This is a genomic window from Pseudonocardia benzenivorans CB1190 (assembly GCF_000196675.2).
Taxonomy (GTDB): Bacteria; Actinomycetota; Actinomycetes; order Mycobacteriales; family Pseudonocardiaceae; genus Pseudonocardia; species Pseudonocardia benzenivorans.
Genome location: NC_015312.1, coordinates 2,705,866 through 2,732,069 on the forward strand (window position 1 = coordinate 2,705,866; position 26,204 = coordinate 2,732,069).

Below are 26,204 nucleotides of genomic sequence, written 5' to 3' on the forward strand. Positions count from 1 at the left end.
GACTGCCGGCTCACGCTCCGCGGTTCTCCGACGACGCCAGCAGCACCGGGTAGCTGTCGTGGCGGCGCTGGGCCGTCGGGGCGAAGACGGGCGGGCGGTCCGGGTCGGGCCGCACGCCCAGCTCCCGCAGCCGCGCCAGGATCCGCAGGTGCACGCCCGGGGTCACGGCCGTGCCCGTCACGACGGCCCGGCCCAGGCACAGGTGCGGCCCGCTGCCGAACGTCAGCCCCCACGGCCGGGCGCGCTCCGCCACCGCGCGGCCGGGCCGGAACTCCTCGGCGTCGGCCCCGAAGACCGCAGGGTCGCGGTTGGCGGCGTGCAGGTCGACGGCGACGTGCTCGCCCGCGCGGACGAGCCTGCCGTCGCGCAGGGTCACGTCGGTGAGCGCACGGCGCAGGAGCGCGACCGTCGGCGGGTAGAGCCGCAGGGTCTCGGCGAGTGCGGCGGGGAGCACGTCGTCGGGCACCGGCCGGCGCGACAGCTCGTCGACCACGTGGACCAGCAGCGCCGCGTTGTTCAGGGTGGACGCCGCGAGGAACAGCACGACCTCGCGGACGGCCGCCTCGTCGTCCCACTCGTCGGGACGGCCGGCCATCAGCGTGGCGAGAGTGCCGGCGGCGCCGGGCAGCGCCGGGAACTGCGTGACGAGCGCGTCGCGCGCCGCCAGCCCCTCGGCGAGCACGACCGCGTGGTCGCGTGTCGACCACTCGACGGTCACCGCCTCCAGCAGCGGACCGAGCAGCGCGAGCAGCCGGGGCGTGCGCGCGCCCAGGTCACCCAGCCCGATCATCGATGCCGCGAGCTGCAGGAACACCGACCGCCCCAGCGGGACGAGGTCGTCGCCCTGCGCGCGGATGCACTCGTCGAGGGTCCTGGCGACGACGTCGTCGTAGGCCGCCAGCGCCGTCCGCGACATCAAGGGGGCCAGCAGCCGGCGTCGACGCAGGTGGGCGGGGCCGTCCATGACCAGGACGGTCCCGCCCACGAGCGGCGCGCTCTCGTGCTTGGACTCCTGCGCGAACCGGCGCGACGTCAGGATCTCGTCGGCCTCGGCGTAGGAGGTGATGCGCGCGAGTGTCACTCCTTCTCGATCACACCCAGCAGCTCGAGCATCCGGGTCGGGGTCACCGGCGTCTCGGTCACCCGCTCGCGGCCGACCTGCGCGAGCGCGTCGTCGATCGCGTTGAGCAGCGCGGCCGGGGCGAGCACCGTGCCGCCCTCGCCGACACCGCGCGAGCCGACGACCTTGTCGGACTCGAACTCCAGGTGCTCGATCTCGATCTCGGGCAGCTCCGGGGCCGAGGGCATCAGGTAGTCCATGAACGTCGCGGCGAGGTACTGCCCGTCGTCGGCGTACGCGGAGTGCTCCAGCAGCATGCCGCCGACGCCCATCGCGATCCCGCCGATGACCTGGCCCTCCACGACGGCCGGGTTGATCATCTTGCCGCAGTCCTCGACGACGAGGAAGCGCTTGATCTCGATCTTCCCGGTCTGCTGGTCCACCTCGATCCAGCACGCGTGGCTGGCCTGGGAGAACCCGCCGCCCTCGCCGTCGTAGTTGGCGACGAACTCCATCTCGGTGTTGGTGCCCGGGGGCATCTGCTCCGGCGCGAGCCAGCAGCCCATGGCGATCTGGGCGATCGGCACCGACGCGCCCGGGGCCCCCTTGACCGAGACGACGCCGTCGGCGATGTCCAGGTCGTCCACGCTGGCCTCCAGGATGTGCGAGGCGATCTCCAGCAGCCGCTTGCGCAGCTCGCGCGAGCCGTAGACGACCGCGCCGCTGGCCATCGTCGCGGCCCGGCTGCCTCCCGTGCCGAGCATGGAGAACGGCGTGGCGTCGGTGTCGCCGTAGACGATGCGGATGTCGTCGAAGCCGACGCCGAGCTCGTCGGCGATCAGCTGCGACAGCGTGGTCTCGTGGCTCTGCCCGTGCGGGGTCTGCGGGGTGAACGCGGTGACCTTGCCGTCGATCTCGATCCGGATGCGGCACGGCTCCGAGCCGAACGGGAAGCCGACGGCCGCCCAGAACTCCTGCGTGCCCGGCGCCGGCTCGATGAACGTCCCGACGCCGAAGCCGAGGAGCCGGCCCTCGGCACGGGCGGCCTCCTGCTCGCGGCGCACCGCGTCCAGGTCGACCATCTCCACCAGCTTCTGGAACGTCTCGGCCGCGGTGACGTTCTCCAGCGTCACGTTGGTGATCATCTTCGTGGGCTGGTCGTCGAGCGTGATCAGGTTGCGGTTGCGCACCTCGACGGGCGAGATCCCGCAGGTGTGCGCGATCTTGTCCATCAGCCGCTCGCGCACCAGCGTCTCGACCGCCCACGGCCCGCGCAGCGAGATGTAGGACGCCTTGTTGGTCGCGACGATGTGGTGCCGGAACTGGTAGGCGGGCAGCTTGTAGGGGCCCGGCAGGGTCGTGCGGACGAGCCCCGCGTAGACGGTCGCGGGCGGGTTGATCGGGTAGGCGCCCGCGTCGAGCTTCATGGTGACGCGCAGGCCGAGCAGGGTGCCGTCGGCCTTCACCGCGGCCTCGAGCGTCAGCTGCTCCTCGCGTGCGGCGCCTGCCGCGACGAGGTGCTCGTTGCGGTCCTCCACCCACTTGACGGTGCCGCCGATGGCCTTGGCCGCCGCACAGACGGCGACGTCCTCGCGGTACGCGGAGAACTTCAGCCCGAACCCGCCGCCGATGTTGTTCGCGGTGACCCGGAACTGGTGGATGGGGTGGCGGATCCAGCCGGCGAGCAGGAACCGCAGCGTGTGCGTGGTCTGGGTGGAGGCCTCGTAGGTGAGCTGGCCGCTGCCCGTCTCGTAGGTGGCGACGCCGCCCCGGGTCTCCATCGGGTTGCACGCCCAGCGGTGCTGGTCCAGGGACTGGGTGACGACGTGGTCGGCCTGGGCGAACGCGGCCTCGATGTCGCCGAAGAGCTGCTCGTCGGTGTGCACGACGTTGCCTGGCACGTCGTCGAACAGCTGTGTGGCACCCTCGGCGAGCCCGGCGGCGGTACTCATGACCGGCTCGAGCAGGTCGTACTCGATCTCGATCAGCGCTGCCGCGTCCTCGGCGATGTAGCGGCTCTCGGCGACGACCAGCGCCACCGGCTCGCCGACGAACCGCACGACGTCGCGGGCGATCGCGGGGTAGGAGGGGCTGTTCAGGCCCGGGATGGGCTGGGCGAAGCTCAGGTCCTCGGTGATCGCGCTCATGTCGGCGCCGGTGAAGACCCGCACCACGCCCTCGACCTCGCGGGCCGCGGACACGTCGATCGACGTGATCCGCCCGTGCGCGACGGTGCTGCGCAGGAAGTGGCAGTGCAGCATGCCGCGTTCCTGCACGTCGTCGATGTAGCGACCGGTGCCGGTCAGGATCGTGCGGTCCTCCTTGCGGTGGACCCGCGCCCCGACGAGCCCGGAGATCGCGCTGCCGCCGGCCATCAGGCGTCCTTCCCCGTGTCGGAACCGGCGCCGGCCAGTGCGGCCTCGGCGCCGTCGACGATCGACTGGTAGCCGGTGCACCGGCAGATGTTGCCCGACAGCTCCTCGCGGATCGCGGCGCGCGAGCACGGCACGGACCGGCCGGCCTTCTTCTCCTCGCACATCCCGTAGATCGACATGACGAAACCGGGGGTGCAGAAGCCGCACTGGAACGAGTGGTTGTCGCGCAGGGCCTGCTGCACGGGGTGCAGCTCCCCGTCGGGGCCGGCGAGACCCTCGACGGTGGTGATCTCGCGGCCGTCGGCCTGGACGGCGAGCTGCGTGCACGAGCGCTCGGTGTGCCCGTCGACGACGACGGTGCACGCCCCGCACACCCCGTGCTCGCAGCCCAGGTGCGTCGCGGTCAGGCCGAGGTCCTCGCGCAGGAAGTCGGCGAGCGTACGCCGGACCTCGACGGTGACGGTGCGCTTGCGGCCGTTGACGGTGACGGTGATCTCTCGGGTTTTCATCGGGCCTCCCGGGCGCGCGCCGCCGCGGCGGCGACGGCCTTGCGGATCAGCACGCCCGCGACGTGCTTGCGGTACGCGGCGGACCCGTGCAGGTCCGACGAGGGGGACAGGTCGGCGACGGCGGCGTCGGCCGCCTCGTCGAGGATCGAGTCGTCGACGGTCCGGCCGGCCAGCGCGGCCTCGGCCTTGGTCGCCCGCACGGGTGCGAGGTCGACCCCCGAGATCGCGATCCGCGCCTCGGCGACGGTGTCGCCGTCGAGCCGGACCTGGGCGGCGACGCCGGCCATCGCGAAGTCGCCGTGCCGGCGGGCGACCTCCTCGTAGGCGGCGCCGGTGGCCGGCCCGACCGAGCGGACCCGCACCGCGGTGAGGATCTCGTCCTCGGCGAGCGCGGTGGTGAAGAACCCGGTGAAGAAGTCCGCCGCGGGGATCGTCCGCTCGCCGCCCGGACCGCGCGCGACGAGCTCGGCGTCCAGGCACGCGGCGACGGTCGGCAGCTCGGCCGCGGGGTCGGCGTGGGCGATGCTGCCGCCCACCGTCCCGCGGTTGCGGATCGCCGTGTGCCCGATCAGCGGGATCGCCTCGTGCAGCAGCGGGCACGCGGTGCGCACGACGTCGGACAGCTCGGCCTCGCGCTGCCGCACGAGCGCGCCGACGGTCAGGTATCCGGCCTCCTCGGTGATGCCGGTCAGCTCGTCGAGACCGTTGATGTCGACGATGAGGCCGGGCTGGGAGAGCCGCAGGTTGAGCAACGGGACGAGGCTCTGTCCGCCCGCCAGCACCTTGACGTCGCCGTCGTCGGGCGCGGACAGGGCCTGGATGGCCTCCTCCAGCGTCGCGGGTGACACATAGTCGAAGACGGGGGGCTTCATCGGCGCCCTCACCTCTCTGTGAGATCGACCGCTCTGAGGGGATATTGTTATCAGAGATTGGTGACGGTGGACAGCACCGGGTCCCGATTCCGACGATGCGGGCCGAGCCGAGGAGGCGGTCCGCACCTGCGGGGTGTGGCGTGCCCGGCCGTCACCGGCAGGCCGTTCGTGCGAGGGGACGTGGTCGACAGTGGACGAGGTGCAGGACCTGCAGACGGTCGTCGCGGGCGACGAGTCGGGGCGGGTGGTCGCGATCGACTCCGCCTACCACGTCGACGAGCGCAACACCGGACGCGACGTCGTCGTCTCCGCCTCGTACTCCGGCGTGCTGCCGGCTCGGTTCGTGGCCGACCGCCGCCCGCGCGCCGCGATCGGGCTCGACTGCGCGATCGGCCCCGAGGGCGCCGGGATCGCGGGCCTGTGGTTCTACGAGGCCCTCGGCATCCCCGCCGCGACCGCCGACGTCCGCGACGTCCTGCTCGGCGACGGCGTCGACGTGCACCGCAACGGGGTGATCAGCCGCGTGAACGCCGTCGCGGCCGCGTGCGGCGTCGTCCCCGGGATGACGGTCGCCGACGCGGCCGCGCTGCTCCTGCGTGCCGAGCCGGTCACCCGCGCGCCCGACGAGATCACCAACCGGACCGTGATGGAGTCCGGTCCCGACGGGCGGGCCGTCGTCTGCACCGACTCGATCGCCTTCGGCACCCCGGCCGACCGCGACACGAACGTGCTGGTCACCGCCGGACACACGGGCCGGTCGAGCGTGCCGTACCTGCGCGAGTTCCGGCCGTGGGGGTTCATCTGTTCCGACGGCGGCCGGGGCCGCGACGACTCCGGCATCGCCGGTCTCGCGATCGTCGAGGGCGACGGGCTCGCCGGCGCCACCGTCGACGCCCGCAGCGCGATGATGGGCGACGGGCTCTCCAGCTACCGCGACGGCGTCATCAGCGCCCGCAACGCCCTCGCCGCGGCGTGCGGCGTGGAGATCGGGATGTCCGCGCGCGAGGCCGCGCACCGGCTGCTGCACCGCGCGCCGTGATCACCCGGTTCGGGCTCGCGCCCCGCAGGGCGGGCTGCACCGTCGCGCGGTTCCAGCAGCACTGGCGCGACCGGCACGGCCCTGTCATCGGCGCCCTGCCCGGCCTGCGGCGGTACTGGCAGAACCACGCGGTCGCCGGGTCCCCGCTGCCGTGGCCGGGTTTCGATGCCTGCTCGGAGATGGACGCCGACGACGTCGCCGCGTTCGACGCGGTCTTCGCCCACCCGCACTACCTCGACGCCGGACGCGCCGACGAGCGCCGGTTCGTCGACCGTTCGCGCGGCGGGGCCGTGCTGACCGAGCGGGTGTCCGGGGCTGCGCCCGCGGCCGTCACCGGTGTGCGGGTGCTGACGTTGTTGCGCACGGCACCGGGAGTCGGGCCCGGTGAGCTCGCCGCGGTCCTGCGCCTGCCGGGCCGCGGTGGTCACGCGGCCGCGGTCGAGGCGTTCGTCCGGCTTCCCGAGCTGCCCGGGGTGGTCGACGGCGTCGAGGCGCTGTGGTTCCCCGACAGCGCCGCCGCGCTCGCCCACCTGGGCTCGGCCGCGGCGGAGGCCGACCGGCGGGCTCTCGCCGGGATCGTCGTCGCCACCGAGCGCGTCCTCGCGGCGGTGCACGTGGTGGCGCTCGACGGGGGTCAGGCGCGGGCGCGCTCGTAGGCCTGCCAGGTGGGCAGCGACTCCGGGATGTCGGCCGTGGCCGGCTCCGTCCCCGGCCAGCGCCGGCGCAGGGTCCCGGCCAGCACGTCGGGCAGCTCGGCCAGGGGAGCGGCGTAGAGCTGCAGCGCCCGGCGGGACACGAACCGCCAGCACCCGTCCTCGCGGCGGTAGACGTCGAGATAGCGCAGCGCGACGACGAACGGCGTCGGCAGGATCGCGAGCTCGGCGTGCGCGGACACGACGCCCGTCGCGTCGTCGGGCCCGGTGAACTCGATCGTGTGGCTGTGCGGGTAGTGGTAGGTCATGCCGTAGCGGTCGAGCTGGCGCCGGTAGTAGCCCATCACCGCGTCCCGGCCGGTCATCGGGCCGTCGGTGGAGTCGAAGACGGCGTCGGCGGTGTAGAGCGCGGCGAGCCCGTCGACGTCGCGGTCGTCGAGCAGCCGGCCGTAGCGGGCGACGAGCTCGCCCAGCTCGGCGCGGTCCTCCAGACGCCGGATGCGTGCCTCGAGGTCCTCGTCCCGCATTGCTGCCCCGCTTTCGTTGTCCGGTCGAATCCAGGGTGATAGTAATCATTGTATGGCGGAGGATTCCGAGGATGTGACGGTCGAGCGGCGCGGCGACGTGGCGTGGGTCCGGCTCAACAGGCCGGACCGGATGAACGCCTACGACGCGGCGATGGGCCGGGCGCTCACCGACGCGGTGCGTGGCGCGGCCGACGCGGGGGTGATCGTGCTGACCGGGACCGGTCGCGCCTTCTGTGCGGGCGGCTACCTGGCCAACCTCGCCGATCCCGATCCCGAGGAGCTGCGGGGCATGTTCTTCGCCTCGCTCGAATTGTTCGACGTCATCCGCACCTCGCCGCGGCCGGTGATCGCCGCCGTCAACGGCGCCGCGGCGGGCGGCGGCAACGAGCTCGTCGTGGCCTGCGACCTCGCGATCGCCGCGCGCAGCGCGAAGCTCGGCCAAACCGGTCCGCGCGTCGGCAGCGCGCCGGTGCTGGGCGGGACGAACCTGCTCGCGATCTCGGTGGGGGAGAAGCGGGCCAAGGAGATCTCGATGATGTGCCGGCGCTACACCGCCGAGCAGGCCCTGCAGCTGGGGTGGCTCAACGCCGTCGTCGACGACGACGACCTGGAGGCGGAGGTGACCCGCTGGGCCGACGAGCTGCTCGCCCTCTCGCCGCGCTACCTGGAGATCGCGAAGATCAGCTCCAACGTGTGGTGGAACGCCTGTCGTGACAGCTACGTCTCCGGGCTCGGGATGCTGGTGCAGGCCATCGGGTCCGACGACATGCGCGAGGGCGCGGCCGCCTTCATGGAGAAGCGGGCGCCGCGGTTCCGGGACCCGCGATGAGGACCTACCGCGACCTGCGCCCGACCTTCCCCGACCGCGCGACCTGGACGCTGCCCGCGGTGCTGCGCCACCGGGCCGCGACCCACGCCGATGCCGTCTTCCTCGACGTCCCGTTCCAGGGCACGCAGCTGACCTACGCCGAGACGCTCGACGCGGCCGAACGCGTCGGCGGGGCGCTGCTCGCGGACGGCTGCACGCAGGGCGACCGGGTCCTGATCATGGGGGCCAACAGCGTCGAGTACCTGCTCGCGTGGCTCGGTGCCTCGGTGGCCGGGCTCGTCGAGGTCCCGATCAACACCGCGTACCGCGGCACGTTCCTGGAACACCAGGTGCGCACCGTGGCGCCGCGCGCGGCGGTGGTCGACCCCGAGTTCGTCGACCACTTCCTGCCGCTCGACGCCGCTCGCGCCATCAAGACCTTCTACGTCACCGGAGCCGCCGACGCGGCGATCGCGGCACTGCGCGCCGCCGGCTGGGAGGCACACCCCTACGCGGCCCTCACCGGTGCCGACCGCCCGGGGTCGCTTCCCGACGTCGCCGCCTCCGACCTGGCGGCGATCCTGTTCACCAGCGGCACGACCGGTCTGTCCAAGGGCGTGATGATGCCGCACGCCCACTTCCACTTCTTCGCCGACGAGTGCGTCTCGCTCTGCCGGCTCACCGACGCCGACGCCCACATGGCCGTCGGCCCGCTCTTCCACGGCAACGCGCAGTTCCTCGCGTGCTATCCGGCGATGATCGTCGGCGCCCGGTTCGTGCTGCAGCAGCGCTTCAGCGCCTCACGCTGGGTCGACCAGCTGCGCGAGTCCGGCGTGACCGTCACGAACTTCATCGGCGTGATGATGGACTGGGTGTACAAGCAGCCCCGCCGTCCCGACGACGCCGACAACCCGCTGCGCTGCCTCTACGCCGTCCCGCTCGCCACGTCGATCGCCGCGGACTTCAAGGCGCGCTTCGGGATCGAGGCGTTCGTCGAGAACTTCGGGCTCACCGAGATCGCGATGCCGATCCTCACCCCCTACGGCGAGGAGCGCCCGCCGGGCGCGGCCGGCCTGCTCGTCGACGAGTACTTCGACGTGCGGCTGGTCGACCCGGAGACCGACGAGGAGGTGCCCGTCGGGGAGGTCGGCGAGCTGGTCGTGCGTGCCCACCTGCCGTTCACGATGACGACGGGCTACTACGGCATGCCCGAGCGCACCGTCGAGGCCCAGCGCAACCTGTGGTTCCACACCGGCGACGGGCTGCGCCGCGACGCCGAGGGCTGGTACTACTTCGTCGACCGGCTCAAGGACGCGTTGCGCCGGCGCGGGGAGAACATCAGCTCCTTCGAGGTCGAGCAGCCGGTCCTCGCCCACCCGGGCGTCCTGGACTGCGCGGTCGTCGGCGTCCCGGCCGACGCCGAGGCGGGTGAGGACGAGCTGCTGCTCGTCGTCGTCCCGGAGGCGGGCGTGCCGCTGACCGCGGCGGACATCTGGGAGTGGTGCGAACCGCGGCTGCCCGCCTTCGCCGTCCCGCGCTACGTCCGCATCGCCGACGCCCTGCCGATGACCCCGTCGGGCAAGGTCCGCAAGCTGGAGCTGCGCGAGACGGGTGTCGACGCCGCGACCGCCGACCGCGAGTCCCCGTGAGCGGCGATGGTCGCCATGGCGACCATCGCCACTCACCGGGTCCCGGCGCGCGGCGGCCTCCCTACCGGGAGCAACTCACAGCCGCTCGGCCACCAACAGCCCCAGCGTGATCGCGCGGCTGAGCGAGAAGCCGCTGTTGTAGGCGGTGCCCGACGACGTGAACGCCGCCGCGGCGCCCGCCGCGTGCAGGCCGGCGACGGGTGCGCCGTCGGCGGTGAGGACCTGGCCGTCGGGGTCGACGGCGATGCCGGTGAGCCCGATCCCGGTGCTGACCATCGTCAGCCGCATCCCGAAGAACGGCGGCTCGTCGACCGGGCCGAGGTTGGGGTGCGGCTGCTGCGTGGGATCGCCCTGGAAGCGCTGCCACGTCGTGTTGGTGCCGCGGCCGAACTCGGGGTCGTGGCCGCTCGCGACGGCGGCGCTGAACCGGGCGGCGGTGGCGGCGAGGGCCTCGCCGTCGATGCCCAGCACGGTGCCCAGCTCCCGCAGCGTCGGCGCCGACGACACCACCTCCGGCGGGTAGGTGCCGCCGGGCGGGGTGGGGCCGAGCCCGTAGCGCCGGTGGTGGCGGGAGTCCCAGATCATGAAGCAGGGCAGGTGCGGGCTGCCCGGCTGCAGCGTCTTCTTGACGATCTCCCAGTACACCGCGTCGTCGCAGAACCGCCGTCCCGACCGGTCGACGACGAACGTGTGCGGCAACGAGTGCTCCCGCGCGACCTGGAACCCGGGGTAGCCGTCGACCGGGTAGCCCACCTGGACCGGCACCCGGTTCGCCGGGATCTCGACGACGGCGCCGCCGGCCTGCCGGGCCAGCCGGATGCCGTCACCGGTCAGCGTGCGGGGCGCGACGCTGCCGCGGTCGGCGGGCTTGAGGCCGAGGAAGTCGTGGGCGAGCTCGTCGTCCCAGTCGTAGCCGCTGGTCGCGATGACGACGTCGCCGTCGAGGATGCGCCGCGCCCCGTCCGGGTTCTGCGCGACGACACCGGTGACGTGACCGTCGTCGACGCAGAGCTCCACCGCCGCGTGCTCGAGCAGGATGTCGACGCCGCGCTCGACGGCCGCGGCGAGGAACCCGGCGACGACGCCGGTGCCGAAGGTGAGGCGGTCCTCGCGGGACAGATCGTCGGCCTCGCGGGCGGCGCCGAACGCCGACGCCCGCAGGCCCGCGCCGAGGATCTCGGCGTAGGTGGTGCCCACCGGGAAGTGCGGCGAGACCCGCAGCCGCTCGCGCCACGGGCCCAGCCTGCGGGCGTCGTAGGCGGCGGTGAGGTAGCGGCCGGTGGGGCGCGACCCGGGCGCGTCCTGGTAGTAGTCGGGGTAGTCCGGGATGATCTCCCAGGTCACCGCGCCGGCGTCCTCGAAGTACCGCGCGGCCCGCGGGGCCTCGGTGAGCCAGCGGTGCAGGGCGGCGTCGTCGATCAGTTCCGGGTGCGAGGCGCCGACGGCCCTGACGTAGCGCTCGGCGTCGCCGAGGTCGTCCTGGATGCCTTGTGCCGCTTCGAGATGGTTGGCCGCGACCCACACCTGGCCGCCGGAGAAGGACGCCGCGCCACCCGCGAGGTCGCCCTTCTCCAGCACGGTCACCGCGACGCCGCGGTCGGCGGCGGCGACCGCCGTCGCGAGGCCGGCGAGGCCGGCCCCGACGACGACGGCACGGCGCATGCCGCGGTGACCTCCCGTCACTGGCACGTGGGATCGCCCTCGGCGCGGAACACGCCCTGGGTGACCTTCGCCAGCACGATGCAGGTGCTCGCGGTGCGGTCCTGCGCGGTCAGCGTGATCGGCGGCATGATGCCGCCCACCTGCAGGTCCTTCGTCTGCTGCAGCGCGGCGAGGAACGAGTCACGGGTGAGGTCCTTGCCCGCCCGCTGCAGCGCGTCGACGATGATCTTGCCGCCGACCCAGCTGTTGAGCGCGTACATGCTCTGCGACTTCCCGGGCTCGTACTTGTCCATCGCCGCGCGGAACTCGTTGGTGCCCGGCAGGTCGCTCTGCGGCGGGGCGTACGGGTTCACGGTGATGACGCCCTCGGCGAGCGGGCCGACGAGCTTGGCGAGGTCGGGGCTCGTGTTGCCCAGCGAGCTGTACCAGGTGGGCTTGTAGCCGACCTGGTCGGCCTCCTTGAGCGCCACCGAGATCTGGTTGACGTTGCCGATGAAGACGAGGTCGCTGACGCCGTCGGCCTGCAGCTTCTGCAGCTGCGGGGCGTAGGTCGTGGCGCTGCGCTCGAAGCTGACGTTGTCGGTCAGTACCGTCTTGCCCTTCTTGAAGCCCTCGGCGACCTCCGACGACGTGCCGTCGTTCTGGTAGAGGATGCCCCACTTCCCGGCCGCCAGTTCCGGCTGCCCGGCGGCGTAGTTCGACAGCAGCTCGAACTGCGACGACAGCGGCAGCATCGAGGCGAACGACCGGTCGTAGGTGGCCAGCTGCGTGCTCAGCGCCATCGGGAACAGCAGCGGCACGCCCGCGGCCTGCAGGGTCGGCATCCCGGCGAGGGTCGTCGCCGTGCCGTTGTTGCCCCAGATCCCCAGCACCGGCTGCTGCGTGGCGAAGTAGCGCGCCCCGGCGACGGCCTGCTTCGGGTCGTACTGGTCGTCCTGGACCGAGAGCGCGAGCTTGCGGCCGTTGATGCCGCCCGCCGCATTGACGGTCTGGATGAGCGCGTCCGCGCCGGCCTGGCCGTCGACTCCCAGTGCCGCGAACGGGCCCGTCATCGGCGTCACCATCCCCAGGGTGATGGTGTCGGCCGTGATGCCCGGCGCGTCGGCGCCGCCACCACCGCCCCCCGAGTCGGACGAGGCCACCGTGGCCCCGCCACACCCTGCGATCACGGTCGCTGCAACGGCCGCGACGGCCACACCCAGAACTCGACGTGCACGACGCATCGGTCGTCCCTCCCCGGCGGCGTCGCTGCCGCCTCAGGCCAGGAATCTATGTTAATAGTAGACGTAGACTAGGAGCGCCCGAGTGGCCTGCGCAAGATGCCGGGCCGGGCTTTCGTCGCGCCCAATCCATGTATATCGTTATCAGCCGAATCGGGCGGCGTGTCTCGTCGCCGGAGGACGGGAGGTCGACGATGACCCGATGCGTCAGCCCCGGGTGGGCTCGCCGGGGGTCGCGGTGAGCACGCTGCTGCAGGCGATCGTCAACGGGCTGATGACGGGCAGTGTCTACGCCCTGCTCGCCCTGTCGATCGCGCTGATCTTCAAGACGATGGACACGGTGAACTTCGCCACGGCGTCGATGGGCGCCTTCTGCGCCTTCCTGTTCTTCCAGGTCGGCACCGTGCTCGGGCTCGGCTGGGGTGCGGGCCTCGCCGTCGCCGCGGCGGGGGCGGTCGTGCTGGGCTGGGCCGTCGAGCGCGGCATCGTCCGGCCGCTGGGCTCGGGCGACCTCTTCCGGCTCGTGCTCGCGACGATGGGACTGGACATCGTCCTCAACAACGCGACGCAGATCTTCTTCGGCTCGGGTGTGCAGAACATCAACGCGCCGCTGCCCAGCGGCGGGCTGAACGTCGGCGGGGTCAACGTCGACCTCGCCCGGCTGGTCATCCTCGGTGTCGCGGTCGCCGGGGCAGTCGTCCTCGCGCTCGTGCTGCGCTACACCAACCTCGGGGTCGGCATGCGTGCCTATGCGCAGGACCCGCAGGCGGCGACGCTCATGGGCGTCCCCGCCAGGACCGTCTCGCGCTGGACGTGGATCATCTCCAGCCTGCTCGGGCTGATCGCCGCGATCATGGTCGCGTCGGTCTCGGTGCTGTCGGTCGGCTTCCTGCAGGGCACGTTCATCTCCGCGTTCACCGCGGCCGTGCTCGGCGGGCTGTCGAGCCTGCCGGGCGCCGTCGCGGGCGGGTTCGTGCTCGGGGTGCTGGAGGCGCTCTCGATCGCCTACGCCCCGCGGGCGGTCACGATCGCCCTGCCGGTGCTGATCATCCTGGTGGTGCTGATGATCCGGCCCGCCGGACTGTTCGGCCGACTGTCGGCGACCCGGGCATGAGCGCCCCCGACACGCGGCAGGAGGCGGCGACCCGGCCCGGTGGCCGCTCGCCGATCGCGTTGCTGCGCAGGCTGCCCGGCCGTGACGTGCTCGTCGCGCTGCTCGCGATCCTCGTCGTCCTCGCGCTGTCCGGCTCGCTCACCGGGTACCAGGCCTACGTCGTGACGGTCGTCGTGATCTTCACGATCATCGGCGCCAGCCACACCCTCCTGTTCGGTGCGGCGGGCCAGCCGTCGGTCGGGCACGCGGCCCTGCTCGGGGCCGGTGTCTACGCCGGGATCGCGGTGTCGCGGCACACGACGTTCGGGATGGAGGGCGAGTTCGTCGCGGCGATCGTGGTCGGCGCGCTGATCGGGGTCGTCATCGGCCTGCCGTCGCTGCGGATCGGCAGCCTCTACCTGGCGATCGCGACGCTGGCGCTCTGCATCGTCGCCCAGCAGATCTTCTTCGAGTGGACCGACCTCACCGGCGGCGGTGCGGGGACCCAGGTGAGCCCGCCGAAGCTCTTCGGCGCCGTCTACACCCCGCTCGGACTGCTCTACATCGCGCTCGTGGTCATGGGCATCGCGCTGCTGTTCGCCCGCAACCTGTTGCGCGGCAGGCAGGGCCGGGCGTGGAACGCGGTGCGCACGAGCCCGCTCGCCGCGTCGAGCCTGGGCATCTCGCTGGGCTGGCAGAAGGTCGGCGCGTTCGGCGTCTCGGGGGCGATGGTCGGTTGCGCCGGCGTGCTCTACGCGCACGCGGTCAACTACGTCTCCCCGTCGGACTTCTCCCTCGAACTCTCGATCGTCACGCTGGTCATCGCGATCATCGGCGGCCAGCGCTACCTGTGGGGCGCCGCGCTCGGGGCGATCTTCGTCGAGGGCCTGCCGGAGATGCTGCGGACGGCGGGCGAGTTCCGCTACGTCATCTACGGCGCGGTCTTCGTCGTCGTGATGATCTTCTTCCCCGAGGGCTTCGCCGGCGGGATCGCCGCGCTGTGGCGGCGGTTCGGCCCGCGCCGCTCGGCCCCGCCACCGGGCCCGGTCGAGCTGGAACCCACCGCGACGCTCGTCGAGGCCGAGCTCGCGAGGAGCGTCGCGGCCGAGCCGGCGCCGGCCGCCGCGGCGGAGCGCGGCGGCGTCGGGCTGACCGTCCGGGACGTGCGGGTCGAGTTCGGCGGGGTGACGGCCGTCGACGGCGTGACCCTCGACGTCGCGCCGGGCACGGTCGTCGGGCTGGTCGGGCCCAACGGAGCGGGCAAGACGACGCTGCTCAACGCGGTGTCCGGGTTCGTCCCGGTGACCGGCGGGGAGATCCGGGTGGGGGAGCACCTGCTCGCTCCGCGCCGTCCCGCGCAGCGGCGCGCCCTCGGCGTCGGGCGGACCTTCCAGAACCTCAGCCTGCACGAGGGCATGACGGTGCTCGAGCACCTGCTGATCGGGCAGCACGCGGTCGCGGGCTACGGCCCGGTCGGGCAGTTGTTCCGGATGCCCGCGTACGTGCGCGGCGAGCGGCTGCTGCGGCAGAACGCGCTCGAGACCGCCGAGCTGCTGGGCCTCGCCGACCTCGTCGACGAGCGGGTGGAGAACCTCGCCTACGGCGTGCAGAAGCGCGTCGACGTGGCGCGGGCCGTCGTCGCCCGGCCGCGGCTGCTGCTGCTCGACGAGCCCGCCGCGGGCCTCACCCCCGACGAGGGCGACGACCTCGTCGGCCGGGTGCTGGTGCACAGCCGTCACGTCGGGGCCACCGTCGTGCTCGTCGAGCACAACATCGAGCTCGTCATGCGGGTGGCAGACCGGGTCGTCGCGCTGAACTTCGGCCGGGTCATCGCCGACGACGTACCCGACGTCGTGCGGCGCCAGGACGACTTCGTGGAGGCCTACCTTGGCGGCTGACGAGAGCGGCGGCCTGTCCCTGAGGGGCGTCACCGCGGGGTACGGGCGCTCGACAGTGTTGCACGGCATCGACATCGAGGTCCGCCCCGGTCAGAAGGTCGCGATCCTCGGCCCCAACGGCGCCGGCAAGACGACGGTGCTGCGCGCGGTGTCCGGCCTGGTCGGGGTGCGTTCCGGGACGATCACGCTCGGCGGCGCCGCGCTGACCGGGCGGCGGCCCGACGAGATCGTCAAGCGTGGTGTCGCCCATGTCCCGCAGGGCCGCCGGGTGTTCCCCGACTTCACCGTCGAGGAGAACCTGCGCGCCGCGGCCTACTCCCGCGGCGGGCGCGACGTCGACGACGACGTCGCCCGGGTGCTCGACGCCTTCCCGCGGCTGCGCGACCGCTTCGGGGTGCGCGCGGGGTTCCTCTCCGGTGGCGAGCAGCAGATGCTCGCGATCGGGCGAGCCGTCGTGCAGCGGCCGCGGATCGTGCTCATCGACGAGATGTCGCTCGGCCTGGCGCCCATCCTGATCAAGGAGCTGTACGGGCGGTTCGACCGGCTCTTCGCCGACGTGCCGGCGGTGATCGTCGAGCAGAACCCCAGCGTCGCGCTGGAGCACTGCTCCTACGTCTACGTGCTGAGCAACGGCGAGGTGAAGGCGTCGGGCCCGGCGTCGGAGTTCACCTCCCACGAACGACTGATGCAGGCCTACGCGGGCGCCGCGGACTGACGGCGCGGGGCGAGGCGGACGGGTGCACCCGCGCCGCGGCCGGGCCCCGCGACACACACCGAACCGACGAGAGGGGGAACGCATGGACGAGCCGTTCGTGATCGACGCCGTGCGCTCGCCGATGGGCAGGGGCAAACCCGGTGGCGCGCTGTCGGGCGTGCACGCCGTCGACCTGCTGGCGGCGACGGTCGCGGCACTGCTGGAGCGGACCGGGGTCGACCCGGGCCGGATCGACGACGTCGTCACCGGTTGTGTGAGCCAGGCCGGCGAGCAGTCCGGCAACGTCGGGCGCATGGCGTGGCTCGCGGCCGGGTTCCCCGAGCACGTGCCGTCGGTGACGGTGGAGCGCAAGTGCGGGTCGAGCCAGCAGGCCGTGCACTTCGCCGCGCAGGGGATCCTGGCTGGCGCCTACGACCTCGTCGTCGTCGCCGGGGTGGAGTCGATGAGCCGGGTGCCGATGGGGTCCGCGCGGCTGGGCGCAGACCCGTACGGTCCCTCCGTGGCCGCCCGCTACGCGCCGGGACTCGTCGCGCAGGGCGTGTCGGCCGAGCTGGTCGCCGCGCGCTGGAAGCTCTCCCGCGAGCAGCTCGACGACTACGCCGCCCGCTCGCACGCGCGGGCCGCCGCCGCGGCCGACTCCGGCGGGTTCGACCGCGAGATCGTGCCGATCCCGCTGCCCGACGGCGGCGCCGTCACCGCCGACGAGTCCATCCGCCGCGGCACCACGCCGGCGAAGCTGGCCACGCTGGCCCCCGCCTTCGCCGACGACGCCACGGCGGCGCGGTTCCCCGAGATCCGCTGGTCGATCACGGCGGGCAACTCCTCGCAGATCACCGACGGGGCCTCGGCGATGCTGCTGGCGAGCGGGCGCGCCGCGGCCGAGCTGGGGCTCACCCCGCGGGCCCGGTTCCGCGGCTTCGCCGTCTGCGGCGACGACCCCGTCGAGATGCTGACCGCGCCGATCCCCGCCACGCGGCGCCTGCTCGACCGCGCCGGGCTGACGATCGCCGACGTCGACCTGTACGAGGTCAACGAGGCGTTCGCGTCGGTTCCCCTGGCGTGGCAGGCGGCGTTCGACGCCGACCCCGACCGGCTCAACGTCCGCGGCGGTGCGATCGCGCTGGGCCATCCGCTCGGGGCGTCGGGCGCCCGGGTGGCGACGACGTTGCTCGGGGCGCTGGAGGCGCGCGGCGGCGGGCTGGGCCTGCAGACGATGTGCGAGGCGGGTGGCATGGCCAACGCGATGCTGCTCGAGACGGTCTGACCGGAGGAATCACGTGGACATCGCAGGCATCTCGGCGCTCGTCACGGGCGGCGCCTCCGGGCTGGGGCTGGCCACCGCGCGGCGGCTGGTGAAGGCGGGCGCGAGCGTCGTGCTGCTCGACCTGGAGTCCTCGGGGGGTGCCGCCGCCGCGGCGGAGCTCGGGGACCAGGCCCGTTTCGTCCCCGGTGACGTGCGGACCGAGGAGGGCGTGGCTCCCGCGCTCGACGCCGCCGAGGAGCTCGGGCCGTTGCGCGCCGTCGTGCACTGCGCGGGGCGCGGGCACGCGATGCGCGTCCTCCAGCGCGACGGCAGCCCCGGATCGCTCGCGGACTACTCCGCGATCATCGAGCTCAACCTGATCGGCTCGTTCAACGTGCTGCGACTCGCCGCCGCGCGGATCGCCACGACCGAGCCCGTCGACGGCGAGCGCGGCGCGATCGTGCTGACGGCGTCGGTCGCGGCGTGGGAGGGCCAGATCGGCCAGATCCCGTACGCGTCGTCGAAGGCGGGCATCGTCGGCATGACGATCGTCGCGGCCCGCGACCTCGCGTCCAAGCAGATCCGGGTGGCGACGATCGCGCCCGGCATCTTCGACACGCCGCTGCTCGGGCGCCTTCCCCAGGAGGTGCGCGACTCGCTCGGCAAGATGGTGCCGCACCCCAGCCGGCTCGGGGTCCCCGACGAGTTCGGCGCCCTCGCGACGCACATCCTGGAGAACCCGATGATCAACGGCGAGACCATCCGCCTCGACGGCGGCATCCGGATGGCGCCCAGATGACCGGCGTGCACCCGAACGGAGCCGCTCCCACGCCGACCGCGCCGGGGCTGCTCGTCGAGCGCGACGGGCCGGTGCTGGTGCTGACGATCGACCGGCCCCGGCGGCGCAACGCCGTCGACCTCGCGACGGCCCGGCTGATCAGCGCGGCGCTCGACGAGCTCGACTCCGACCCGGAGCTGCGGGTCGGCGTGCTGACCGGGTCGTCGGGCTTCTTCTCGGCGGGCATGGACCTCGCCGCGTACTCGGCCACGGGCGAGCGGCCCGTCGACGAGCGGCGCGGCGGGTTCGGGATCGTCGGCAGGCCGCCGGAGAAGCCGATCGTCGCCGCGGTCGAGGGCCCCGCGCTGGGCGGCGGGTTCGAGATCGCGCTCGCCTGCGACCTGGTCGTGGCGGGCGAGGGAGCGACGTTCGGGCTGCCCGAGGTCAAGCGCGGGCTCGTCGCCGCGGGCGGCGGGGTGCTGCGGCTGCCGCGGCTCGTGCCGCGCAACGTCGCGAACGAGGCCGTGCTGACCGGTCGCCCGTTGACCGCGGCCCGCTGCGCCGAGCTGGGCCTGGTCAGCCGTGTCGTCGCCGACGGCGGTGCGCTGGCGGCCGCCCGCGAGCTCGCCGCCGAGATCGCGGGGAACGCCCCGCTGGCGGTACGGGCGTCGAAGGCCGTGATGACGGAGTCGGCCCTGTGGCCGCACGACGAGCTGTTCACCCGCCAGGAGCCGCTGCTCGCAACGGTCCGGACGTCGGAGGACGCCAAGGAGGGAGCGCGCGCGTTCGTCGAGAAGCGGGCGCCGCGCTGGACCGGCCGCTGACCCCGTGGGCGGCGATGGTCGCCCCGGCGACCATCGCCGCCCACGAGGAGGGTCAGACCTCGTCGCAGAGCGTCTTCGCGATCCCGAGCTTGAGGACCTCCGACGCGCCCTCGTACACGCGCATCGGGCGGGCCTGCCGGTAGTAGCGCTCGATCGGGCTGTTCGCGATCAGCCCCCAGCGGCCCATGACCTGCACGCACCGGTCGACGACGCGGCTCGCCGCCTCGGTCGCGGCGACCTTGGCCATCGACGAGCGGTTGAGCGCGGCCGCCGCGTCGGACCGCGCCGCCGCGGCGGCCTGGTAGGTGAGCAGGCGCGCCATCTCGACGTCGTTCCACGAGTCCGCGAGCAGCTGCGCGACGGGCCCGTGCTTGAGCAGCGGGCGGCCGAACTGCTCGCGGGTGCGCGCGTGCCGGGCGGCCTCGGTGAGAGCGCCGGCGGCGAGCCCGCACGCGGCCCCGGCGACCGACACACGGAACACCGCGAGGGTGGACAGGACCAGCCGCATCGCCTTGCCGGGGGCACCGAGCCTGGCCTCCGGCGGGAGCGCGACGTCGTCGAACGTGACCTCGCCCAGCACGTGCGGGGCGATCAGCTCGGGACTCGGGGCGACCGAGACGCCGGGGGCGTCGGCCGGGACGAGCACCAGCGACAGCCCCGCGTCCTCGGTGACGAGCGTGACGTAGAAGTCGGCGGCGCCGGCGTTGGAGATGAACGACTTGGCGCCGCGCAGCAGGAGCCCACCGTCCTTCTCCACGACGGTCGTCGCGACGTTCTTGAGGTCGGACCCGGCCTGCTCCTCGGTCAGCGCGAGCGCGGCGAGCACCTCCAGCGACGCGACCCGCGGCAGCCACTGCGCACGCTGCTCGTCGGTGCCGCCCACGGTGATCGCGTAGCTGCCGATGCCCTGCAGCGCGAACATCGAGTCCAGGTGCGACGAGGCGCGCATGAACACCTCGCGGACCAGGCAGACGGCCAGCGGATCGACGCTCTCGGGGCGGCCGCCGTATGCGGCGGGGACCATGAGCGCGGACAGCCCGCTGGCCCGCAACGCCTCGCGGATGCCGGGATGGATCTCGCTCATCGCGTCGGCCTCGGCGGCGATGTCGGCTACCGACGCGGCGACCGCGCGTGCCTCCTCCTGCAGCGCGCGCTCCGCCGGGCCGAGGCCGAACCACATCTCGGGGGAGTCCATGAATACTATGATACTTTATTGCAGAGCTGTTCGACAGCGGCCCCGGTCCGATGGTCGCCCGGGGCGCCGATGTCGGCAGCGTCGACGGATCATGACTCGACGGGGAGCTGGTCACATGGCGGACACGGTCACGACGTCGGGCGGTCGGCGGACCGCCGAGCTGATCCCGCAGCCGGCATGGCTCCCGCGGCTGGAGGTGTCGACGCCGAAGTTCGTCGAGGGCCTCGCCCGCGTCGCCGACGTGATCACCACCGACGGCGAGCTGCCCGCCGGACTGAAGTACGTCTTCGCCGCCGCGATCTGCGCGGTCAAGCGCGACGCCCCGCTCGTCGACCACTTCCTCGCCGCCGCGGCCAAGGCCGGTGTCGCGCGCGAGCACGTCGAGGGCGCGTCCGTCGGGTTGCTGATCTCGCGCGGTGTCGTCCCGCACGGGCTGTTCGTCGCCGCGACCGACGCGGCCTACGGGCCGGCCGACGGAGCGCCCGCGGACGCCGGCGCCACCGACGGCTTCACCGCCGACGTGCCCGGTGCCTACGCCTACTTCGAACGCTACTTCGGCTTCGTGCCCGACTACGTCGAGCTGCTCGGCGACCGCGTCGGGGCGGGGCTGGAGGGTTACTTCCTGATGCGCGAGTCGTCGCTGGGGGAGACCCCGCTGCCGCCGCGCGACATGGAGCTGCTGCTCTGCGCGGTCAACGCCGCCGAGTACCAGCCACGATTCGTCGCCATCCACGCCCGCGGCGCCCGGCGCGCGGGAGCCACCGAGGAACAGCTCGTCGAGGCGACGCTCGTCGCGATGCCGCTCGCGGGCGTCGCGAGCTGGCTCCCGGCGGCGCAGGGGGTCATCGACTCGCGCGACGTGCTCGACGGCTGAGGTGCGCGCCGCTGTCGTCGACGACCTGCGGGATACGTGGTCACCCGACGGCGCCGGGTGGGTGCGCGGCCGGGGACCGAGTGGTCGGCGAGGTGCCAGGTAGCGTCTGCCGGACCGCCCGGCGCCACAAGGTCGGTGCGGGTGTTTTGCTGAGTATGATCGTCACGAAATCGCCGGTGGTCAGCTGCCGGCCCGGTGTTCGCCGTAGGGGGTCGCATGTCCGTCGCGCGCAGGGACGTGACGCCGCGTTCGGTGCCGTCCGGCATGCCTCCCAAGCGGGCCACCGTGATCGCGCAGCGCATCGTCAAGGAGATCAAGGACCGCAACCTGCAGCCGGGCAGCCACCTGCCGCCCGAGCGGGAGATGCTCGAGACCTACAACGTCGGTCGCAACACGCTGCGCGAGGCGCTGCGGGTGCTGGAGCTGCAGGGCGTGCTGACCATCCGGCCGGGTCCCGGCGGCGGGCCCGTCATCACCTCGCCGGACTCGCGGCACCTGGCCAGCACGCTCGCGCTGCTCATGCAGTTCGCCGACACCCCGTTCCGGGCGGTGATCGAGACCCGTCAGCTGCTCGAGCCGCTGACGGCGCGGCTGTGCGCCGAGCGCGGCGACGCGGGCCTGCTCGCCGACCTGCGGGCCTCGGTCGACCGCATGGGCTCGAGCCTCGACGACCGCGACGCGTTCCTCGACGAGAACCGCCGCTTCCACGACCTCGTGGCGTGGGGCTCGGAGAACCCGCTGTTCGGCTACTGCATCAACTCGCTGCACTGGATCACCGACGGCACGGTCCTCGGCGTCGACTACCCGCGCCGGTTCCGCAAGCTCGTCTGGCAGGCCCACGACGAGGTCTGCGTCGGCATCGAGTCCGGCGAGGGCGAGAAGGCCGAGCTCGCCATGCGCAAGCACATGGACGACACGCTCGCCTACTTCGAGCGCCACTACCAGCGGCAGATGGACGAGGTCCTCAGCTGGGAGATGTACGGGACCTGAGCCGTCCCCCGAGACCGGCCGCACGGCGCCGCCACCCGCCTCCCGGGTCGCGGCGCCGTCTCGTCACGGGCCCGGCCGCGGGTGTGGCCCTGGTCTCCCCGTCCGGCGGCCGACGCTCTCTGGCGATGCGCCGCATTGCCGGATAGGATCGTGCCACCTGTTAATCATATCCAGAGATTCGTACCGTCACCCGGTACCGACGACGACGTCAGGATCGCGCATGGATGGCAAGACGCTGCTGGAGCGGGAGCAGGACCACCCGCAGGAGATCGTGGTCGAACGCGATGGCAGGCGCATCTGCACGATGGACTCCGCCCGCTACGTCGATGCCCGCAACACGGGGAAGGACGTCGTCGTCCCGGCGTCCTACGTCGGCGTCCTGCCCGCGCGGATGATGGCGATCCACCGCCCGCGCGGCGTGATCGGGCACGACGCGTGCGTCGGCAAGGACGGGGCCGGGATCGCGGGGCTCTGGTACCTGGAGGCGCTCGGCATCGCCGCCGCCACCGCCGACGGGCTGACCGCCGAGATGGGCAACGGCGAGGACCTGTACCGCAACGGCGTCGTCAAGCACGTCAACTACGTGGCCGAGACCTGTGGCGTCAAGCCCGGCATGCCCGTGTCCGAGGCCGCCGAGATCCTGCTGCTCAACGACCCGACCGACGTCGAGGTCGGCAACAAGGTCCGCCGCGAGATCGCCGAGACCCACCCCAGCGGGCGGCGCGTCGTCGTCACCGACTCGATCGTGTGGGCCTACCCCGAGGACGAGAACACCAGCGTCCTCGTCACCGCCGGGCACACCGGGCGCAGCGGCGCCAAGTTCCTCCTCGAGGCCAAGCCGTGGGGCTTCATCTGCCACGACGGGGGCATGAGCAAGAACCGCTCCGGCATCTCCGGGCTCGTCACCGCCGACGAGGCGGGGCTGGCCGGGGCCTGTATCGACGGCACCACGGCCCCGATCGGCGACGCGTTCCTCGGCTACTCCCAGGGGCTGATCAGCGCGCACAACGAGGCCGCCGCGGCGCGGGGCGTCGCGGTCGGGATGACGGTCAAGGAGGCCGCGCACCGGCTGCTCGTCGGCGGGGAGTGAGGGTGTGGGTGTCGACGCCGCGCTGACCGGTCCGGCCGCCGGGCTGACCGACGCCTTCTGGGCGGCGGCCGGCCGTCGTGAGCTGGTCCGCCCGGTCTGCCGCGCCTGCGGGCGCAGCTTCTTCACCCCGCAGATCGCCTGCCCCGGCTGCCTGTCGGAGAACTGGGCCTACGAGCCGAGCACCGGCCGCGGCCGCGTCTACAGCGCGACGGTCGTCCACAAGCCGCCGAGCCCGGGGTTCGTGGTGCCGTTCCGGCTGGGGATCGTCGACCTCGACGAGGGCTGGAGCATGCTCGCCGAGCTGGTCGGCGGTCCGGACGGCAGGCTGCCCGCGATCGACGCCCCGGTCCGCGTCACCTGGACCGAGCGCGACGGCCGGGTCCTGCCCGCGTTCACCGAGGACGGGGTCACGTCATGAGGCTCGACGAGATCGCGATCGTCGGGGTCGGGGTCACCCCGCAGCTCAAGCGGTCCGACCGCAACTCGCTGCAGGTCGCCCTCGACGCGGCCAAGCTCGCGCTGGCCGACGCCGGGCTGGCCCACACCGACGTCGACGGCATCGCCGCGCGCTGGCCCGGCCCCGGCGGAACGGTCCTCGCGCCCGGCTCGGCCGACTGGTCGACACTGCTCGGCATCCCGCTCGGCTGGATCGGCGACTCCTATCCGCAGGGCATCCCCGCGCTGGTCGACGCCGCCGGCGCGATCCTGACCGGCCAGGCGACGACGGTGCTGATCACGGGCGGGCAGGCGGGGGTGCTGGGCGGGGGCCGCGTCGCCGCGTACACCCAGCCCGGCAACGAGTTCGTCGAGCCGTTCGGGGCGTTCACCGCGGCGCACTTCGCGCTGGTGGCGCAGCGTCACCTCGCGCGGTATCCGCATGCGCGGCAGGGGATGGCCGAGATCGCGGCCACGATCCGCACCGTCGGATCGGCCAACCCCGACGCCGTCATGGCCGGGCGCGGCCCCTACACCGCCCAGGACGTTCTCGACGCGCCGCCCGTCGTCGACCCGTTCACGTTGCTCGACCTGTGCCTGGCGTCCGAGGGCGGTGCCGCCGTCGTGGTGACGACGCTGGAACGGGCCCGCGACCTGCCGCACCCGCCGGTCGTGCTGCTCGGCGCGGGCATGGACTGGATGCGCCAGCAGTACGTCGACCCCGCCCGCTACGAGCAGGTCTGGGACATCGGGGCGGTCGCGGCGCGCAAGGCGTTCGCGCAGGCGGGCATCGGGCCGGCGGACGTCGACACCGCGCAGCTCTACGACGTCAACTCCCTCGAGGTGGCCCGGCAGTTCGAGGCGCTGGGGTTCTGCGGCCCCGGCGAGGGCACCGACTTCGCCCTCGCCACCGGGATCGGCCTCGACGGCAAGCTCCCCACCTGCACCGACGGGGGCCTGCTCGCGTTCAGCCACATCGGTTGGGGCGCACCGACGCTCAAGCTCGCCGAGGCCGTGCGCCAGCTGCGCGGACAGTGCGGCGACCGGCAGGTGGCGGGGGCCGAGGTCGCGATCGCCGCGGGCGCCGGGTCCGGCGCCCAGTACTACAACCTCGCGCTGCTCGGCCGGGCGCGGTAGGTCGAGAGGAGAAGATCATGACGACCATCGAGGCACCGCGGGACGCGGAACGCAGCGACCCGAAGAAGACCGGGATCATCGACTCCGACGTGCACCCCAACTTCGTCAACGGCATCCGGGATCTCACGCCGTACATGACGGAGACGTGGCGCAACCGCCTCGGCGTGAGCGGCGACGACTGGGCGAAGGGCATGGCCGCGGCCCAGTTCACCCTCCCGTTGGACTACCTCTACATCAACGCGGCCGGCGCCTACCGCGAGGACGCGGCCCGCCCGGGCATGCCGCCCGCGACCGACCCCGACTTCACCGCGCGCCACCTGCTCGACCAGCACGGCATCTACCGCGCCGTGCTGCTCGCCGGGCAGTGCCTCGGCATCGGCGCGATGCCCGACGGGATGGTCGCGGCGACGATCGCGTCCGCCTACAACGAGTGGATGTGCGAGCGCTGGCTGCAGAACGACGTCCGCTGGCGCGGCGCACTCGTCATCGCCCCGCAGGACCCGGAGGCGGCGGTCGCCGAGATCGACCGGGTGGCACGGCGCGACGGGATCGTCGCCGTCTTCATGCCGCTCGGCGAGATCCTGATGGGGGAGAAGCACTACTGGCCCATCTACGAGGCCTGCTCCCGCCACGAGCTGCCCCTGATCGTGCACCCGTCGGGCTGCGAGAACGTCTTCGCCAAGGCCCCGAAGATGGCCGGCACCCCGACGTTCTACCTGGAGTGGCACACCGCGCTCGGCCAGATCCACCAGTCGAACACGCTCTCGATGATCTGCCACGGCGTGTTCGAGAAGTTCCCGAAGCTGAAGTACATCATCGCCGAGGGCGGCTTCCTCTGGGCGCTCGAGGTCATGTGGAAGCTCGACCGTGACTGGAAGGGGCTGCGCAACGAGGTCCCGTGGCTGGTCAAGCCCCCGTCGGAGTACCTGCTCGAGCACATCCGCTTCACGACGCAGCCGTTCATCGAGCCGCACGACCCGAAGCACATCGCGCCGCTGATGGAGATGCTGCACGCCGACCGGACGCTGATGTTCAGCTCCGACTACCCGCACTGGGACTTCGACAACCCGGACCGCTCGCTGCAGGCCGTCTCCAAGGAGCTGCGGCACAAGATCCTCGTCGAGACCCCGCGCGCCGTCTACGGAGACCGCCTTGACTGAGACCCTTCCGGACGCGAACCCCGGGACGAACCGTGGCACCCGCGTCGTCGTCGAGAAGCTGGCGGACTTCGCCTGGGGCGAGCGGCGGGTCGTGACCGTCGACGGCCGGTCGATCGGGGTGATCAACGTCGGCGGCACGTTCTACGCCCTGCGCAACAGCTGTCCGCACCACGGCGCGCCCCTGTGCGAGGGGGTGGTCAAGGGGACGATGGACGACACCCCTGCGCACGAGTACTCCTACGTGCGGCACAACGAGTTCATCGTCTGCCCGTGGCACGGGTACGAGTTCACCCTGGCCACCGGCCGCTCGATCGTCGAACCCGAGAAGCTGCGCGTGCGCACCTACGAGGTCGCGGTCGAGGACGGCGACGTCGTCGTCTACGTCTGAACCGGGGGAA

The 26,204-nt window shown here is 72.9% G+C and carries 25 protein-coding genes; 17 read left to right on the forward strand and 8 right to left on the reverse strand.

Features of this window, described 5'->3' with window-relative positions:
- Nucleotides 1-10: 10 nt before the first annotated feature.
- Genes PSED_RS12910 through PSED_RS12925 form a run of 4 tightly spaced genes read right to left on the reverse strand, consistent with a single transcriptional unit; the run spans nt 11 to nt 4,816 of the window.
- Nucleotides 11-1,081, reverse strand: coding sequence for a cytochrome P450 (locus PSED_RS12910; protein ID WP_013674685.1), 1,071 nt, complete (start codon nt 1,079-1,081; stop codon nt 11-13).
- The gene (locus tag PSED_RS12915) at nt 1,078-3,435 is read right to left on the reverse strand and encodes a xanthine dehydrogenase family protein molybdopterin-binding subunit (protein WP_013674686.1); all 2,358 of its coding nucleotides are present in this window, start codon (nt 3,433-3,435) and stop codon (nt 1,078-1,080) included. The genes PSED_RS12910 and PSED_RS12915 overlap by 4 nt, the downstream gene beginning before the upstream one ends.
- Nucleotides 3,435-3,944: a (2Fe-2S)-binding protein gene (locus PSED_RS12920; RefSeq protein ID WP_013674687.1), complete on the reverse strand. Its 510-nt coding sequence runs from the start codon at nt 3,942-3,944 to the stop codon at nt 3,435-3,437. Before PSED_RS12920 ends, PSED_RS12915 begins: the two co-directional genes overlap by 1 nt.
- Entirely contained in the window at nt 3,941-4,816 is an 876-nt protein-coding gene (locus PSED_RS12925; RefSeq protein ID WP_013674688.1) for an FAD binding domain-containing protein, read from the reverse strand. The genes PSED_RS12920 and PSED_RS12925 overlap by 4 nt, the downstream gene beginning before the upstream one ends.
- A 190-nt stretch (nt 4,817-5,006) precedes the next feature.
- Between PSED_RS12925 and PSED_RS12930 the strand changes: the two genes are divergently transcribed.
- A complete protein-coding gene (locus tag PSED_RS12930; RefSeq protein ID WP_013674689.1) occupies nt 5,007-5,855 on the forward strand; it encodes a hypothetical protein in 849 nt (282 codons plus the stop codon).
- Nucleotides 5,852-6,511, forward strand: a complete 660-nt coding sequence (locus PSED_RS12935) for an EthD domain-containing protein (protein WP_013674690.1) — start codon at nt 5,852-5,854, stop codon at nt 6,509-6,511. The genes PSED_RS12930 and PSED_RS12935 overlap by 4 nt, the downstream gene beginning before the upstream one ends.
- Here the strand turns inward: PSED_RS12935 and PSED_RS12940 are convergent.
- Nucleotides 6,490-7,035, reverse strand: coding sequence for a nuclear transport factor 2 family protein (locus PSED_RS12940; RefSeq protein WP_013674691.1), 546 nt, complete (start codon nt 7,033-7,035; stop codon nt 6,490-6,492). The genes PSED_RS12935 and PSED_RS12940 overlap by 22 nt on opposite strands.
- Nucleotides 7,036-7,087: 52 nt before the next feature.
- Here PSED_RS12940 and PSED_RS12945 point away from each other — a divergent pair, with 52 nt between their 5' ends.
- Together PSED_RS12945 and PSED_RS12950 are read left to right on the forward strand one after the other, a co-directional pair.
- Nucleotides 7,088-7,864, forward strand: coding sequence for an enoyl-CoA hydratase/isomerase family protein (locus tag PSED_RS12945; protein ID WP_049803388.1), 777 nt, complete (start codon nt 7,088-7,090; stop codon nt 7,862-7,864).
- Nucleotides 7,861-9,492, forward strand: a complete 1,632-nt coding sequence (locus PSED_RS12950; RefSeq protein ID WP_013674693.1) for an AMP-binding protein — start codon at nt 7,861-7,863, stop codon at nt 9,490-9,492. Before PSED_RS12945 ends, PSED_RS12950 begins: the two co-directional genes overlap by 4 nt.
- Nucleotides 9,493-9,567: 75 nt before the next feature.
- On the opposite strand, the gene PSED_RS12955 is transcribed toward PSED_RS12950, so the two are convergent.
- Both PSED_RS12955 and PSED_RS12960 read right to left on the reverse strand, forming a co-directional pair.
- Nucleotides 9,568-11,154, reverse strand: a complete 1,587-nt coding sequence (locus tag PSED_RS12955) for an FAD-dependent oxidoreductase (RefSeq protein WP_013674694.1) — start codon at nt 11,152-11,154, stop codon at nt 9,568-9,570.
- A 17-nt stretch (nt 11,155-11,171) separates the two neighbouring features.
- Nucleotides 11,172-12,296, reverse strand: coding sequence for an ABC transporter substrate-binding protein (locus PSED_RS12960; RefSeq protein ID WP_158511309.1), 1,125 nt, complete (start codon nt 12,294-12,296; stop codon nt 11,172-11,174).
- Nucleotides 12,297-12,576: 280 nt separating this feature from the next.
- On the opposite strand from PSED_RS12960, the gene PSED_RS12965 reads away from it, so the two are divergent.
- From PSED_RS12965 to PSED_RS12990, 6 genes are all read left to right on the forward strand, one after another.
- Nucleotides 12,577-13,488 carry a branched-chain amino acid ABC transporter permease gene (locus tag PSED_RS12965; RefSeq protein ID WP_013674696.1) on the forward strand — a complete coding sequence of 304 codons (912 nt, stop codon included), beginning with the start codon at nt 12,577-12,579 and terminating at the stop codon, nt 13,486-13,488.
- Nucleotides 13,485-15,365, forward strand: a complete 1,881-nt coding sequence (locus tag PSED_RS12970; RefSeq protein ID WP_013674697.1) for a branched-chain amino acid ABC transporter ATP-binding protein/permease — start codon at nt 13,485-13,487, stop codon at nt 15,363-15,365. The genes PSED_RS12965 and PSED_RS12970 overlap by 4 nt, the downstream gene beginning before the upstream one ends.
- Complete coding sequence (locus PSED_RS12975) at nt 15,355-16,080, forward strand: ABC transporter ATP-binding protein (protein WP_013674698.1); 726 nt, start codon at nt 15,355-15,357, stop codon at nt 16,078-16,080. The genes PSED_RS12970 and PSED_RS12975 overlap by 11 nt, the downstream gene beginning before the upstream one ends.
- 82 nt (nt 16,081-16,162) lie before the next feature.
- Nucleotides 16,163-17,344: a thiolase family protein gene (locus PSED_RS12980; protein WP_013674699.1), complete on the forward strand. Its 1,182-nt coding sequence runs from the start codon at nt 16,163-16,165 to the stop codon at nt 17,342-17,344.
- Nucleotides 17,345-17,357: 13 nt separating this feature from the next.
- Nucleotides 17,358-18,122: an SDR family NAD(P)-dependent oxidoreductase gene (locus PSED_RS12985; RefSeq protein WP_013674700.1), complete on the forward strand. Its 765-nt coding sequence runs from the start codon at nt 17,358-17,360 to the stop codon at nt 18,120-18,122.
- Nucleotides 18,119-18,925, forward strand: a complete 807-nt coding sequence (locus PSED_RS12990; protein WP_013674701.1) for a crotonase/enoyl-CoA hydratase family protein — start codon at nt 18,119-18,121, stop codon at nt 18,923-18,925. Before PSED_RS12985 ends, PSED_RS12990 begins: the two co-directional genes overlap by 4 nt.
- A gap of 52 nt (nt 18,926-18,977) precedes the next feature.
- On the opposite strand, the gene PSED_RS12995 is transcribed toward PSED_RS12990, so the two are convergent.
- On the reverse strand, nt 18,978-20,120 hold the full coding sequence (locus PSED_RS12995; RefSeq protein ID WP_202946374.1) for an acyl-CoA dehydrogenase family protein: 1,143 nt from the start codon (nt 20,118-20,120) through the stop codon (nt 18,978-18,980).
- 115 nt (nt 20,121-20,235) lie between these two features.
- Between PSED_RS12995 and PSED_RS13000 the strand changes: the two genes are divergently transcribed.
- From PSED_RS13000 to PSED_RS13030, 7 genes are all read left to right on the forward strand, one after another.
- On the forward strand, nt 20,236-20,994 hold the full coding sequence (locus PSED_RS13000; protein WP_013674703.1) for a carboxymuconolactone decarboxylase family protein: 759 nt from the start codon (nt 20,236-20,238) through the stop codon (nt 20,992-20,994).
- Between the two features lie 264 nt (nt 20,995-21,258).
- Complete coding sequence (locus PSED_RS13005) at nt 21,259-21,984, forward strand: FadR/GntR family transcriptional regulator (protein ID WP_041761117.1); 726 nt, start codon at nt 21,259-21,261, stop codon at nt 21,982-21,984.
- Nucleotides 21,985-22,204: 220 nt separating this feature from the next.
- Nucleotides 22,205-23,074, forward strand: coding sequence for a hypothetical protein (locus tag PSED_RS13010; protein WP_013674705.1), 870 nt, complete (start codon nt 22,205-22,207; stop codon nt 23,072-23,074).
- 4 nt (nt 23,075-23,078) lie between these two features.
- A complete protein-coding gene (locus PSED_RS13015) occupies nt 23,079-23,492 on the forward strand; it encodes a Zn-ribbon domain-containing OB-fold protein (protein WP_013674706.1) in 414 nt (137 codons plus the stop codon).
- Complete coding sequence (locus PSED_RS13020; RefSeq protein WP_013674707.1) at nt 23,489-24,646, forward strand: thiolase family protein; 1,158 nt, start codon at nt 23,489-23,491, stop codon at nt 24,644-24,646. The genes PSED_RS13015 and PSED_RS13020 overlap by 4 nt, the downstream gene beginning before the upstream one ends.
- A 17-nt stretch (nt 24,647-24,663) precedes the next feature.
- Entirely contained in the window at nt 24,664-25,806 is a 1,143-nt protein-coding gene (locus PSED_RS13025; protein WP_013674708.1) for an amidohydrolase family protein, read from the forward strand.
- The gene (locus PSED_RS13030; protein WP_013674709.1) at nt 25,799-26,194 is read left to right on the forward strand and encodes a Rieske (2Fe-2S) protein; all 396 of its coding nucleotides are present in this window, start codon (nt 25,799-25,801) and stop codon (nt 26,192-26,194) included. The genes PSED_RS13025 and PSED_RS13030 overlap by 8 nt, the downstream gene beginning before the upstream one ends.
- Nucleotides 26,195-26,204: the final 10 nt, after the last annotated feature.